Here is a 14,100-nt window from a genome sequence, read left to right as displayed (position 1 = left end):
GCGGGCTCGATGTCCGGCGGCCAGCAGCGGATGGTCAGCCTCGGCATGGCGCTGATGGCCCGGCCCCGGTTGCTGCTGCCGACGAGCCGACCACCGCCCGGGCGACCGCGCGCCGCCCGCACCCGGCACACTGTGGGGCCATGAGCGAACCACCCCAGGACACCCCGAAGCCGGACAGCGGCTGGCAACCCCCTGACCGGCCGCATGGCGAGGCCCCCGCCACCCCCGAACGCCCGCCGCCCTACCAGGGCTCGTACGGCGGGCCTCCGGCCCAGGCCGTCCCCGGGGCGGGGTACGGCCACCCCGGGACCCCGCCGCCCCAGGCGCCGCCCGCCCCGGGCTACGGCCCTCCCGGCTACCACCACCCCGGCCCGCAGGGGCCGCAGGACATGACCGCCGGACGGCTCCTGCGGCTCGGCGCGGGAATCCTCGACAGCTTCGTCATCGGCTTCGCGGCGACGCCGGCCGTCCTGTTCTCCATCCGCTGGGACCGGGTGCGGGACATGGCCGAGTCCGGCGAGACGATGACGAACCCGCTGGACCTCTACAACATCCCGCGCCTGCTCACCGGGTACGCGATCGCGTTCCTGCTGGGCTTCGCGTACTTCACCGTCCTGCACGCCCGGTGGGGGCAGACGCTCGGCAAGAAGGCGTTCGGCATCCGGCTGGTGCGGGCCTCCGACCTGTCGGCGGTGAGCTGGGGGCAGGCGCTCGGCAGGCAGGCGTTCGTCTACGCCATCAGCATCACGACGGGGGCGCTGAACCTCCTCACGCCCCTCGCGGGGATCCTCGGCCTCGTCGGCCTGCTCGACAACGCCTGGATCCTGTGGGACGAACGGCGCCAGGCGCTGCACGACAAGGTGGCCGGGACGGTGGTGGTGAAGGCGACGCCGTGGACGCCGAACCCCTACGCCCGCGAGCGGGACCCGTCCTGATCCCGGCCCGGCAAGGGCCGGCCACGCGGGGGTAAACATTCCGGCTCCACCCGGGCGCGGCAGGGTTGGTCCGCGGTGACGCGGCGACCCTCACGGCATGACGCAACCGCCGCACGACCCCGCGTCCGGGCGAGAGCCAGAAGACGACCGGCCGCACGGGGAGCAGGAGCAGCCCGGCCGGCCGGGCCCCTACGGCGGCCGGCAGCCGTACGGGGAACCGCCCCAGGAACAACAGCCCCCATACGGCGAGCAGCCTTCCTACGGCGAGCAGCCACCGCACGGAGGGCAGCAGCCACCCGGCGGCCAGCAGGGGTACGAACAGCAGGGGTACGGCCAGCAGGGGTACGGCCAGCAGCCCTACGGGGAGCAGCAGTGGGGCGGGCAGCAGTGGGGGCAGCAGCCCTACGGCGAGCAACAGCAGTACGGGCAGCAACAGCAGTACGGGCAGCAGCCGTACGGTGAGCAGGGCCAGTGGCAGCAGCAGCCGTACGGCGCCCAGCCGGGATACGGGCAGCCGCACCCCGGCTACGGGGCGGGCGGGTACGCGCACCCCTCCGGGGAGCTGGCGAGCCGCTGGGCACGGCTCGGCGGGGGCATCGTCGACCTCGTCATCATCGGCATCGTGACGGGCCTGATCTCGATCCCGTTCGTCAACTGGAACAACGTCGTCAACCCTGAGCCGGGCACCTCCATGTACGACGGCGCCCGGGTGGGGACGAACGCGATCAGCGTCGTGCTGGCCTTCTTCTACTTCTGGCTCATGCACGCGAAGTGGGGGCAGACCCTCGGGAAGATGCTGGTGCGGACGCGGGTCGTCCGGGCCGACGACGGGCAGGCGATCACCACCGGCCAGGCCGCGGGGCGCTCCGCCTTCTACAGCGTGCTCGGCGGCGTCTGCGGGTGCATCGGCCTGATCGACGTCGCGTGGATCCTCTGGGACCAGCGCAAGCAGGCGCTGCACTGCAAGGTGGCGCAGACCGTCGTCGTGAAGGCCGACCCGCACAGGCCCAATCCCTACTCCCATCGCTGACATCGCCCCGCCGGCGGGGGTTCCGGCGCCGTCCGAGTTGCCGGGCGGGGTCTCGTCCGGGCAGGCTGGACGGCGTGCATATGGCCGGAAACTCACCCAGTCCCCGTCGTAACGGCCGGAGGGCCGTCCGCGGCGCCGCGTCGCGCGGCGTTCCGGGGCTGGCAGCCCTGGCGATCGCGGGGTCGCTGACCGCGGCCTGCCAGACCCCGTTCGACGACCCGGGCGCGTCCGGCTCACCCAAGGGTCCGGCGGTGAACGGCCCGGCGGGCCCGACGACCGCGGGCGACGACTACGTGCCGGGCAACGGCAACGGCGGCTACGACGTCCAGCACTACGGGCTGAAGCTCACCATCACGCCGGACGGCCCGAAGCAGCTCGACGGCGTCGCGACGATCACCGCCAGGGCGACCGCGAGGCTCGCCCGGTTCAACCTCGACCTGACCGGCCTGGACGTGTCCTCCATCAAGGTGGACGGCGCGCCCGCGCGGCAGCAGCGCGGCGGCGGCGAGCTGGAGGTGACGCCCGCCAAGCCCCTGGAGAAGGGCAGCACCTTCACCACGGTGGTCGCCTACTCGGGGACGCCGCAGCCGGTGTCGGACCCGGTGCTCGGCCGGTACGGCTGGATCCGCACGTCCGACGGCGTCTTCGTGGCGTGCCAGCCGAGCGGCGCGCACACCTGGTTCCCGAGCAACGACCACCCGAGCGACAAGGCCACCTTCGACTTCGAGATCACGGTCCCGCAGGGGCTGACGGCGATCGCCAACGGCGAGCCGGACTCGCCGCCGCAGGACTCCTCCGGCGGCGGCGCGCCGGGCACCGGAACGCCGCCGGGCCTTCCGGGCGGGCCGCCCACCGAACTCCCGACCACCGAACCCCCGACCACCGGGCCGACGGACGGACCGGGCGTCGTGCCGGTCGCCCACCGCGCCGGGGCGGGCGCCACGACGACCTCGAAGTGGCGGGTCAAGGACCCGATGGCCACCTACCTGGCGACGGTCGACGTCGGCCGGTTCTCGGTGCGGACGGGCAGGACCGCCGGCGGCGTCCCCAACATCACGGCCGTGGACGCGACCACCTCCGGCGTGAACATCGACCAGTTCCACCAGCTGAACGCCCGGGTCGTCGACGAGTGGTCGAAGCTGTTCGGGCCGTACCCGTTCTCCTCGACCGGCGGCCTGATCGACAACGCCGACGTCGGCTTCGCGCTGGAGACGCAGACGCGGCCGGTGTACGGGGCGTTCGGGCTCCAGCCGATGATCGTCGCCCACGAGCTGGCGCACCAGTGGTTCGGCGACAGCGTCAGCCTGTCGCGGTGGCAGGACATCTGGCTGAACGAGGGCTTCGCGACCTACGCCGAGTGGCTGTGGGACGAGAAGACCGGCGGCCAGACGGTGCAGCAGCACTTCGACGAGGCCTACAACGGCGTCGGCGGCCAGGAGCTGTGGGACGTCCCGCCCGGCGACCCCGGGCGCAAGCAGATGTTCGGCCGGTCGGTGTACGACCGGGGCGGCATGACGCTGGTGGCGCTGCGCGCCCGGGTGGGCGAGGACGTGTTCTACAAGATCCTCCAGACCTGGACGAAGGAGCACCGGCACTCCTCCGGGACGACGAAGCAGTTCATCGCGACGGCGAACCGGGTGTCGGGCAAGAAGCTGGACGCGTTCTTCGACGACTGGCTGTACCAGCGGGGCCGCCCGTCCAAGTGACGGGGCGGTCCAGGTCCGCTGCGGGTGAAGGCTCGGCAAGGAGCGCGGAAAGCCCGGCCGGTCCCCGGCCCGGCGGGGTGGGGGGTCCACCAGCATCGGCCTGATGAACGGGCCTTCTCGGCGGACGACCGCGGCCTTCGCCGTCGCGTTCCTGATCGGGTCGCCCGGCGCCGCGTCCGCGTCCGAGGACCCGGGCGCCGCGGCGGAGCGGCGGGCGGCCGCACCTTGTCCACAGCCCTTGCCGCCCGCCGTACCGCCGTCGCCGGCCTGCGGCACGCCCTCCCCGGGAGCGGCGGGCTTGGGCGACCCCTACTTCGAGGGGGCGGGCAACGGAGGCTACGACGTCGTCCACTACGACGTCGCGCTGGCCTACGCGGGCGTCAGGACCGGAGCGGTCGACGCGGCGGTGACCGTCACCGCGACGGCCGCCCAGGACCTGTCGGCGTTCGACCTCGACTTCCGCGGCCCGCAGATCACGGCCGTCGCGGTGGACGGCCGGGAGGCGCGCCACCGCCGCGCGGGCCGGGAGCTGGTGATCACGCCCGCCGAGCCGATCCGCGCCGGGCGGACGTTCCGGGTCGCGGTCCGGTACGCGGGCAGGCCGTCGCCGGTCGGGGACAAGACCTACGGCGCCTACGGGTGGATCCCGAGCAAGGACGGCGCGGTCGTCGCCTCCGAGCCGGACGGCGCGTCGACCTGGCTGCCGGTGAACGACCATCCCCGCGACAAGGCCACGTACGCGTTCCACATCACCGTCCCGAAGGGCCTGCGCGCCGTGGCGAACGGGCGGCCCGGCCCCGTCCGCACCGGCGCCGCGACCGCCACCTACGAGTGGGCCGAGGACGCGCCGATGGCGAGCTACCTGGCCACGGTGGCCATCGGGCGGTTCGACGTGCGGCGGACCGAGGTGGACGGCGTCCCGGTGATCACGGCCGTCGATCCGGCGTTCCGGTCGGCCGCCGGGCGGCTGGAGGGCACCACCGTCAAGGTGATGCGGTGGGCGGCGCCGATCTTCGGCCCGTACCCGTTCGCGACGGCGGGCGGCATCCTCGACGACCCGAAGCTGGGCTATGCCCTGGAAACCCAGGAGCGTCCCGTCTACGGCGGATTCGCGCCGGACGAGGGCTTCATCGTCCACGAGATGGCCCACCAGTGGTTCGGCGACAGCGTAGGGCTGCGCGACTGGAGCGACATCTGGCTGAACGAGGGCTTCGCCACCTACGCCGAGTGGCTGTGGCGCGAGCGCACCGGCCGGGACTCGGCGAAGAAGATCTTCCAGCGGTACCACGCGCTGCCCGCGAGCTCGCCGATCTTCAGCCCGCCGCCGGGAGCGCCGGGCGCCGCGAAGATGTTCGGCTTCTCCGTCTACGTCCGCGGCGCGATGACGCTCCAGGCGCTCCGCGAGCGGGTCGGCGACCGGGCGTTCTTCACGATCCTGCGGACGTGGACCGCCGAGCACCGCCACTCCACCGCCACGACGCCGCAGTTCACCGCGCTGGCCGAACGCGTGTCGGGCCAAAGGCTCACGACGCTGTTCCAGACCTGGCTCCATTCGAAGACCAAACCGCTGAGTTGGTGACCGAATGCGGTGCCCAGCCACAAAAACCTCACCTGACAAGCAGATTCGATACCAAATCGCGCTTGTGCGGGCTCGCTCCACGAGAAAGTCTTGAGCGCGGTCATGACGGTCCACCGACGCTACCGAGGACGAGGTCGATGAGCAGAACCCCCAGAGCGCTGGCGGCCGTGACGCTGGGCGTCGCGGCGAGCCTCGCGGTGACCGCGGCGCCCGCCGGCGCCGCCGAGCGGTTCACCCCCGGGGCGCCCGGCGCGGGCGACCCCTACTTCCCCGACATGGGCAACGGCGGCTACGACGTCGCCCACTACGACATCGGGCTGAAATACGATCCCGCGACCAAGGGGATCCAGGCGGTGACCCGCGTGACGGCGCGGGCGACGCAGAACCTGTCCCGGTTCGACCTCGACTTCCTCGGCCCGCTGAAGATCTCTTCCCTGAAGGTCGACGGCCGCGACGCGACCTACGCGCGGACGGGCGCCCAGGAACTGGTCATCACCCCGCGCAAGGGCATCCGGAACCGCCGCGCCTTCACCGTGACGGTGGCGTACTCCGGCGTTCCGCAGACGATCAACGACGACGCGCTGGGCGTGTCCGGCTGGGTGCCGACCCCCGACGGCGCGGTGATGCTGAACCAGCCGTTCGGCGCCGCCACCGTCTACCCGGTCAACGACCACCCGACCGACAAGGCGACCTACACCTACACGCTGACGGCCCCGAGCGGCCTCACCACGCTCGCCAACGGCGACCCGCGCGGCAAGCGGACCGCGGGCGGCTGGACGACCACGCGCTGGGACGTCCGCAACCCGATGGCCAGCGAACTCGCCATGATCGCCATCGGCCGGTACGACGTGGTCACCGGACGGACGAAGGCGGGCATCCCCAACCTGACCGCCACCGACCGGGCCATGGCCATCAAGCCCGAGGACGCGAAGAAGTTCCACGACCAGACCGCCGAGGTCACCGACTTCCAGAACGGGCTCTACGGCCGCTACCCGTTCACCTCGACCGGCGGCATCGTCGTCAAGGCCGGCGTCGGCTACGCGCTGGAGACGCAGGGCCGCCCCGTGTACGACCTCGGGCGCCGTCCGGGCGGCATCCCGAGCACCAGCCTGCTCGCGCACGAGCTGGGCCACCAGTGGTTCGGCGACTCGGTGTCCCCGGCCAGGTGGGCCGACATCTGGCTGAACGAGGGCTTCGCGACGTACTCGGAGTGGATGTACGGGGCGGCGCACGGCGGCCCGTCCGTCCAGAAGCAGTTCGACGACACCTACGCCACGCCAGCGAGCGACGGCCTGTGGACGGGCAGGGTCGCCGACCCGGGCCGCGACCACATCTTCGACGGGCTCGTCTACGACCGCGGCGCGATGGCCGTCCACGTGCTGCGCACGAAGATCGGCGAGCCGGCGTTCTCGGAGCTGCTGAAGGCGTGGCCGGCGGCCCACCGGTACGGCAACGCCTCCACGAAGGACTTCGTGCGCTTCGCCGAGCGCCTCTCCCGTAAGGACCTGGACGCCTGGGCCAAGGCCTGGCTCTACTCCGAGGGCAAGCCGTCCCTGTAGGACCGGCCCGCCGCACCCTCACGCCGAGCCGGCCGCGCGCCGCTAGCTCAGCGTGAGGGTGTAGCCCTTCTCACGCAGGCGGCCGATGACGTCCTCGGAGTGGTCGGCCCCGCGGGTCTCCAGGTGCATGAGCACCTCGGCCTCCTCGACGTGGAGGCGGGCCGCCATGCGCTCGTGCATGACGTCCAGGACGTTGACCCCCAGCTCGGCCAGCTCGCTCAGCAGGGTCACCAGGGCGCCCGGGCGGTCCTTCAGGCGGCAGCGCACCACCAGGTACCGCCCCGCGCCCGCGAGCCCGTGCCGCAGCACCTTCGACAGCAGCAGCGGGTCGATGTTGCCGCCCGACAGCAGCACCACGACGGGCGGCTCGACGGCGTAGGCGTGCTCCAGCAGGGCCGCGACGCCCGCCGCGCCCGCGGGCTCCACGACCTGCTTCGCGCGTTCGAGGCAGAGCAGCAGGGCCTGGGAGATCGACTCCTCGGTCACGGTGACGACGGCGTCCACCAGCTCGGTGAACATGGCGTAGGTCAGGCGGCCGGGACGGCCGACCGCGATGCCGTCCGCCATCGTGCGCTCGATCCCGATCTGGGTGGGCCTGCCCGCCGCGAGCGAGGGCGGGAACGCCGCGGCCCGCTTGGCCTGCGCGCCGACGAGCTTGACGTCCCCGCCGCCGGTCTCCTTCGCCAGGCCCTTCACGGCCGCCGCGACCCCGGCCAGCAGCCCGCCGCCGCCCACCGGCGACACGATCGTCCGCGCCTCCGGGCACTGCTCCATGACCTCCAGGCCGATCGTGGCCTGCCCCGCGACGACGTCGGGATGGTCGAACGGGTGGATGAAGACCGCGCCGCACTCGTCCGCGTACTCCTGCGCGGCGACGAGGCAGTCGTCCACGGTCGGCCCGGGGAAGACGACCTCGGCGCCGTAGCCGCGGGTCGCGGCGATCTTCGGCAGCGGGGCGCCGACCGGCATGAACACCGTGGCCTTGCAGCCGAGCATCGAGGCGGCGAGGGCCACGCCCTGCGCGTGGTTGCCCGCGCTCGCCGCGACCACGCCGCCCGCCCGCTCCCGCTCGCTCAGCCGGGCGATCCGCACGTACGCGCCCCGGATCTTGAAGGAGCCGGTGCGCTGCAGGTTCTCGCACTTCAGCAGGACGGGCCCGCCGATCTGCTCCGAGAGCACCCGGGAGGGGATCAGCGGCGTCGGCACGGCCACCCCGCCCAGCAGCTCCCGGGCGGCGCGGACGTCGTCGACGCCGACGGAGGCCGGACCGGCGCCGCTCGTCCTCGCTCGCGGGGGGCCGGCCCCCCACACCCCCCGGGCCGCATCGCTCATGCGCTCATCCTTGCATGCCCGACTTATCCGGCACTCCAATAACGATCTTGGGCGTAGACCAGGGCGGCGGCGCCGACCAGGCCCGCGGTCTGCCCGAGCTCGGCCGGGACGATCCGCAGGCGCCGCGCGAACTCCATCCGCGCGTGCTCGCCGAACGCCTCCTCCAGCGGGTCGAACAGCAGCCGCCCCGCCTGCGACAGGCCGCCGCCGATCGCCGCGACCTCCAGATCGCACAGGTGCGTCGCGGACGCGATCGCGACGCCGAGGGCGCGGCCCGCCCGGCGCATGGCCGCGCCCGCCACCGGATCCCCGCGGCGGGCGTCCTCGGTCAGCTCCACGCCGGTGGCGTCCGCGCTCCCGGGCCGCCAGCCCTGCTCCCGCGCCCACGCGACCAGCCCGGGGCCCCGCGCGACCGCCTCCAGGCAGCCGCGGCCCCCGCAGCCGCAGGGCGGCCCGTCGGGCTCGACGATGACGTGCCCGATGTGCCCGGCGTTGCCGCTGGCGCCGTTCACCAGGCGCCCGCCGAGCATGAGCCCGCCGCCGACGCCCGTGGACACCACCATGCCGAGGACGTTGTCGTGCCCGCGCCCCGCGCCGAGCCAGTGCTCGCCGATCGCGACGCAGACCGCGTCGTTGTGGATGCGGACGGGCAGGCCCGGATACCGGGCGCGGAGCCGCTCGCGCAGCGGGAAGCCCCGCCACGCCGGGATGTTCAGCGGGGACACCTCGGCGGCCGGCCAGGTCATCGGCCCGCCGCAGCCCACCCCGACGCCCGTGAGGGGCGGGTCCCCGGCGTCCGCGGCGAGCTTGCCGAGCAGCGCCTCCAGCGCCCGCCACAGCTCCTCGCCGTCGACGCCCGGGGCGTTCGGGGTCGGGGCCCGGTCGTGCGCGGTGACGCGCCCGTCGGGCTCGACCAGCGCGGCGGCGAGCTTCGTGCCGCCGATGTCCACCGCGAGGACGGCGCTCAAACGCCCTCCTCGGCCCGGCCGAACGCGAGGATCGAGGCGGTGAACCCGTGCACGTGGTTGCGCCCCGCGACCGGGCCGATCTCCCCCGCCGCGAAGAACCCGCCCACCCCGGCGGGGCCGAAGGCGCGGTCCAGCACCTTGGCGTCGTGGTCGGAGTCGGGGAACATCGCCTGCCCCCGGCCGTTGCAGGAGATCAGCAGCGCGCCCTCGACCGGCGCGAGGTCGAACCGCTCCAGCAGCGCGGCGAGGTCCTCCTCGGCGGCGCCCGCGTCCCGGACCTGGAACCGGACGGTGCGCCCCACGTCCACCACGTCGCCGATCGCGATGGCGCCGGTGTCGGTGTCGGCGCCCACCACGCCGCGCACGAGGAAGTCGCCGTGCTCGTGCTCGTCGGCGTACTCGTCCATCGCGACGCCGATCAGCAGCCCGCGCCCGGCGAGCTCCTGCTCCTCCTCCGGCAGCCCGAGGACGATCTGCTCCAGCTTCTCCAGCGCCGGCACCCCCGCCAGCTCGTACAGGACGTTCTCCTCGGCCCTCGTCACCACCATGTCCGGGCCGATCGGGCGGGCGCCCTGACTGACCACCGTGGCGGCCGCGACGGCCCCGCCGATCACCACGCCGACCGCGCCCTCCCGGTAGACCTCGCCGCCGACGAACAGCCGCGCCTCGCCGTGCCCGGTCTCGCCGAGCCCGCTGCCCTCGGCCAGCCCGCCGACCAGCGGCAGCCCGGGCAGCGCCTCGTCCGAGCGCTCCACGAACGCGTCCACCGGGAAGCTGTACGGGTCGGCCAGCAGCACGCCGACCACGTCGTCGTCCTGGGCCTCCGGCATGCCGACCACGATGAGCCGGTCGTCGCCCTTCAGCGTCTCCAGCCGGAACGGGTCGAGCCGCGCGCCGGGCAGCACCGCCGCCCACGCGCTCACCGCGCCCCGCTCCTCCACCCCGCGCCCGGCCCCGATCACGCCGGACGCGCTGCACCCCAGCACCAGCGCCGGACCGGCCGCGCGCTGCGCCGCCTGCGCGGCCTCCTCGACCTGGTCCGGGTCGTCGCCGGTGACGAACACGCACACCAGGTCGGGCGCCGCGCTGAGCGGCGCGAGCGCCTGCTCGACCGCCGTCGCGGCGGCGCTGGACAGATCGGGTCCGAGGGCCAGGCCATCACCGAATCGCGCCATCGGCGCCGCCTCCCTCACTCCGTTCGCCGGGTCGCTTCACACCACCAGTCTCCCCCTCCGCGACCGTTCCACCCAAACAGCGGCGGGACGGGATCGGACGGGCGAATCCCCGGCGGGGGTGCGATCGCGCGGACCGGCGACGTAGTGTCGGTCGCGTGCGTTCATCCACACCACACGAGTCCTCCTCCGGCGAGTCCGCACCCCGTGAGGCGACGCTGGGCGCGCTGCGCGCCGGCGGCCACGTACGGCTTCCCGTCAAGGCCGAGATCCGGCGCAACCTGCTCGACCGGCTGAGATCCGGCGAACCGCGCTTCCCCGGCATCCTCGGGTTCGACGAGACCGTCCTGCCCCACCTGGAGCGCGCCCTGCTGGCCGGGCACGACCTGGTGCTGCTCGGCGAGCGCGGGCAGGGCAAGACGCGGCTGATCCGCACCCTCGTCGGCCTGCTGGACGAGTGGACGCCGGTGGTGGCCGGCTGCGAGATCAACGACCACCCGTACGCGCCGGTCTGCGTGCGGTGCCGCCGGCTCGCCGGCGAGCTGGGCGACGAGCTGCCGGTCGAGTGGAGGCACCGCGACGACCGCTACGGCGAGAAGCTCGCCACGCCCGACACCAGCGTCGGCGACCTCATCGGCGACGTCGACCCGATCAAGGTGGCGGAGGGCCGCACGCTCGGCGACCCGGAGACCGTGCACTTCGGGCTCGTCCCCCGCACCAACCGCGGGATCTTCTCCATCAACGAGCTGCCCGACCTCGCCGAGCGGATCCAGGTCGCGCTGCTGAACGTGCTGGAGGAGCGCGACGTCCAGGTCCGCGGCTACGCGCTGCGGCTGCCGCTCGACGTGCTGCTCGTCGCGTCCGCCAACCCCGAGGACTACACCAACCGCGGCCGGATCATCACCCCGCTGAAGGATCGCTTCGGCGCCGAGATCCGCACCCACTACCCCCTCGAACTGGACGCCGAGCTCGCGCTGATCCGCCAGGAGGCCGACTTCGCCGACCTCGGCGGGCTGCCCGCCGAGGTGCCCGACCACATGATCGAGGTGATCGGGAGGTTCACCCGGCTCGTCCGCGAGTCGACGGCGGTGGACGCCCGGTCGGGCGTCTCGGCGCGGTTCGCGCTCGCGGGCGCCGAGACCGTCGCCGCGGGCGCGGTGCGCCGCGCGGCGCTCACCGGCGAGGAGAACGCCGTCGCGCGGGTCTGCGACCTGCCGGCCGTGGTGCCGTCGCTGATGGGCAAGGTGGAGTTCGAGGTCAGCGAGGAGGGCCGCGAGCAGGAGGTGCTGGAGCACCTGCTGCGCCGCGCGGTCGCCGAGACCTACCGCCGCACGCTCGGCGCCGCCGACCTCACTGGCCTGCTCGACAAGTTCGACTCCGGGGAGAGCGTGGAGTCGGGCGAGCTGGTGCCGGCGCGCGAGCTGCTGCGCCGCACCGGCCACGTGCCCGGCCTCGCCAAGATCATGGAAAGGCTCGGCATGAGCGGGGAGTCCCCCGGGCAGGCCGCGGCGGCGATCGAGTTCGCCCTGGAGGGCCTGTTCCTCACCCGGCGGCTCTCCAAGGACGTCGCCGAGGGACGCTCCGACGGGACGGCGACGTACCGGACGTGACGCCGCGTCCCGAGGTGTCCACGCGCAAGGGGATTCGATGAGCCGATACCGCTACGGCGCCTACGAGGACGGGCCCGACCCGCTCGCGCCGCCCTACGACGTCCGCGACGCGCTGGACGCCGTGGGCGACTCGGTGCTGGACGGAGCCCGGCCCGACGACGCGCTCCGCGAGCTGCTGCGCCGCGGCCTGCCCGGTGCCCAGAACCGCCGGGGCCTCGACGACATGCTCCGCCAGGTCCGGGAGCGGCGCCGCGCGCTGCGCGACCGGGGCCGTCTCGACGGGACGCTGGAGCAGGCCCGCGCGCTGCTGGACACCGCGATCGGGCAGGAGCGGGCCGAGCTGTTCCCCGACCCGGGCGACGACGCCAGGCTGCGCGAGGCCGAGCTCGACACGCTGCCGTCCGACACCTCGCAGGCGATCCGGCGGCTGTCGGACTACGACTGGCGCTCCGCCGCCGCCCGCCGCACCTTCGAGCAGCTGAAGGACCTGCTGCGCCGCGAGGTCCTCGACGCGCAGTTCCAGGGCATGAAGCAGGCCCTGGAGAACCAGGACCCGGCCGCCATGCAGCGGGTCAAGGACATGATGGCCGACCTCAACGCGATGCTGGAGCGGGACGCGCGCGGCGAGCACACCCAGGACGACTTCGACCGGTTCATGAACGAGTACGGGGACATGTTCCCCGACGACCCGCGGAACCTCGAAGAGCTGGTCGACTCGCTGGCCCGCCGCGCCGCCGCGATGGACCGGCTGCTCGCCTCGCTCAGCCCCGAGCAGCGCGCCGAGCTGGCCGGGCTCATGGAGCAGGCCATGCAGGACGCGGGCCTCGCCATGGAGATGACCCGGCTCGGCGACGCGCTGCGGGCCCGCCGCCCCGACCTCGGCTGGGGGCAGCCCGAGCAGATGACCGGCGAGAACCCGCTCGGCGTGGGCGACGCCACGACCGCGCTGGCGGAGCTGGCCGACCTCAGCGAGCTGGAGGCGGCGCTCGGGCAGGACTACCCGGGCGCGCGGCTCGACGACATCGACGAGGACGCCGTCCGGCGGGCCCTCGGCCGGCAGGCCGTCGACGACCTCGCCGCGCTGCGCCGCATCGAGGCCGAGCTGGAGCGGCAGGGCTACCTGCAGCGGCGGCGCGGGAAGCTGGAGCTGACGCCGAAGGCGGTGCGGCGGCTCGGCGAGACCGCGCTGCGTCGGGTGTTCTCCCAGCTGGCGTCCGGCCGCCAGGGCGACCACGACCAGCGGGACGCGGGCCAGGCGGGCGAGCTGACCGGCTCCAGCCGCGAGTGGCGGTTCGGCGACGAGCAGCCCCTCGACGTGGTCCGGACGGTGAGCAACGCGATCCGGCGCAGCGCCATGGAGCGCGGGACCCCCGCGACCGGGACCGGGGAGCCCGCCGCCGGGCTCGTCCCCCCGCCCGCGGGGGCGAAGGTCACCGAGCGCGTGGGCACGACCGGCGGGAACGGCGCGCGCCGCCCGGACGGCGTGCGGCTGAGCGTCGACGACTTCGAGGTGCACGAGACCGAGCGCCGCACCGGCGCCGCCGTCTGCCTGCTCGTCGACCTGTCCTACTCGATGGTGCTGCGCGGGACGTGGGCGGCCGCCAAGCAGACCACGCTGGCCCTGCACTCGCTCGTGACCAGCAAGTTCCCGCAGGACGCGATCCAGATCATCGGCTTCTCCAACTACGCGCGGGTGCTGCACCCGACGGAGATGGCGGGCCTCGACTGGGACATGGTGCAGGGCACCAACCTGCACCACGCCCTGATGATCGCCGGACGGCACCTGGACCGGCACCCCGACTTCGAGCCGATCGTCCTCGTCGTCACCGACGGCGAGCCCACCGCGCACCTGCGGCCGGACGGCCGTTCGCTGTTCGACTACCCGCCGTCCACCGACACGCTCGTGCTCACCCTCGCCGAGGTCGACAAGATGACCCGGCGCGGCGCCACCATGAACTTCTTCATGCTCGCCGAGGACCGGCGGCTCGTCTCGTTCGTGGAGGAGGTCGCCAGGCGCAACGGCGGCCGCGTCTTCGCCCCCGACGCCGACCGTCTAGGCGAGTACGTAGTCAGCGACTACCTCAGAGTGAGGCGTGCTTGATTGCTTTTCTCTCCTCCTTCGGGCCTGGCGGCCCTCCATCGTCGATAAAAGCGGGCGATCGCTGGCATCGCTCCGGCTCGCCTGGCGGCTCACTGCGCGATCAGGTTC

At 73.8% G+C, this 14,100-nt stretch carries 10 protein-coding genes; 7 read left to right on the top strand and 3 right to left on the bottom strand.

The features are described from left to right. The first annotated feature begins 140 nt into the window (after nt 1–140). From AB0C69_RS23490 to AB0C69_RS23470, 5 genes are all read left to right on the top strand, one after another. A complete protein-coding gene (locus AB0C69_RS23490) occupies nt 141–935 on the top strand; it encodes an RDD family protein (protein ID WP_360356902.1) in 795 nt (264 codons plus the stop codon). Nucleotides 936–1,032: 97 nt separating this feature from the next. Continuing rightward, the gene (locus tag AB0C69_RS23485; protein WP_360356899.1) at nt 1,033–1,965 is read left to right on the top strand and encodes an RDD family protein; all 933 of its coding nucleotides are present in this window, start codon (nt 1,033–1,035) and stop codon (nt 1,963–1,965) included. Nucleotides 1,966–2,045: 80 nt separating this feature from the next. Next, nucleotides 2,046–3,671, top strand: a complete 1,626-nt coding sequence (locus AB0C69_RS23480) for a M1 family aminopeptidase (protein WP_345177228.1) — start codon at nt 2,046–2,048, stop codon at nt 3,669–3,671. Between the two features lie 103 nt (nt 3,672–3,774). Then, complete coding sequence (locus tag AB0C69_RS23475) at nt 3,775–5,250, top strand: M1 family metallopeptidase (RefSeq protein WP_360356897.1); 1,476 nt, start codon at nt 3,775–3,777, stop codon at nt 5,248–5,250. A 137-nt stretch (nt 5,251–5,387) separates the two neighbouring features. Then, a complete protein-coding gene (locus AB0C69_RS23470) occupies nt 5,388–6,809 on the top strand; it encodes a M1 family metallopeptidase (protein ID WP_360356895.1) in 1,422 nt (473 codons plus the stop codon). A 42-nt stretch (nt 6,810–6,851) separates the two neighbouring features. On the opposite strand, the gene ilvA is transcribed toward AB0C69_RS23470, so the two are convergent. From ilvA to AB0C69_RS23455, 3 genes are read right to left on the bottom strand one after another with little or no spacing between them, the layout of a single operon-like run. Then, nucleotides 6,852–8,141 (bottom strand): threonine ammonia-lyase, encoded by a 1,290-nt coding sequence (gene ilvA / locus AB0C69_RS23465; protein WP_360356892.1) that lies wholly within the window; start codon nt 8,139–8,141, stop codon nt 6,852–6,854. A gap of 23 nt (nt 8,142–8,164) precedes the next feature. Next, nucleotides 8,165–9,109 carry an ROK family protein gene (locus AB0C69_RS23460; protein ID WP_360356889.1) on the bottom strand — a complete coding sequence of 315 codons (945 nt, stop codon included), beginning with the start codon at nt 9,107–9,109 and terminating at the stop codon, nt 8,165–8,167. Further along, on the bottom strand, nt 9,106–10,284 hold the full coding sequence (locus tag AB0C69_RS23455) for an FIST N-terminal domain-containing protein (protein ID WP_345176917.1): 1,179 nt from the start codon (nt 10,282–10,284) through the stop codon (nt 9,106–9,108). Before AB0C69_RS23455 ends, AB0C69_RS23460 begins: the two co-directional genes overlap by 4 nt. A 215-nt stretch (nt 10,285–10,499) precedes the next feature. Here AB0C69_RS23455 and AB0C69_RS23450 point away from each other — a divergent pair, with 215 nt between their 5' ends. Together AB0C69_RS23450 and AB0C69_RS23445 are read left to right on the top strand one after the other, a co-directional pair. Beyond that, entirely contained in the window at nt 10,500–11,891 is a 1,392-nt protein-coding gene (locus AB0C69_RS23450) for a sigma 54-interacting transcriptional regulator (RefSeq protein ID WP_345177225.1), read from the top strand. A 37-nt stretch (nt 11,892–11,928) separates the two neighbouring features. Then, on the top strand, nt 11,929–13,992 hold the full coding sequence (locus tag AB0C69_RS23445) for a hypothetical protein (protein ID WP_345176914.1): 2,064 nt from the start codon (nt 11,929–11,931) through the stop codon (nt 13,990–13,992). The last annotated feature ends 108 nt before the right edge of the window (nt 13,993–14,100 follow it).

Source organism: Actinomadura sp. NPDC048032, assembly GCF_040653175.1.
Taxonomy (GTDB): domain Bacteria; phylum Actinomycetota; class Actinomycetes; order Streptosporangiales; family Streptosporangiaceae; genus Spirillospora; species Spirillospora verrucosospora.
This window is presented reverse-complemented; position numbering and strand designations above follow the sequence as displayed.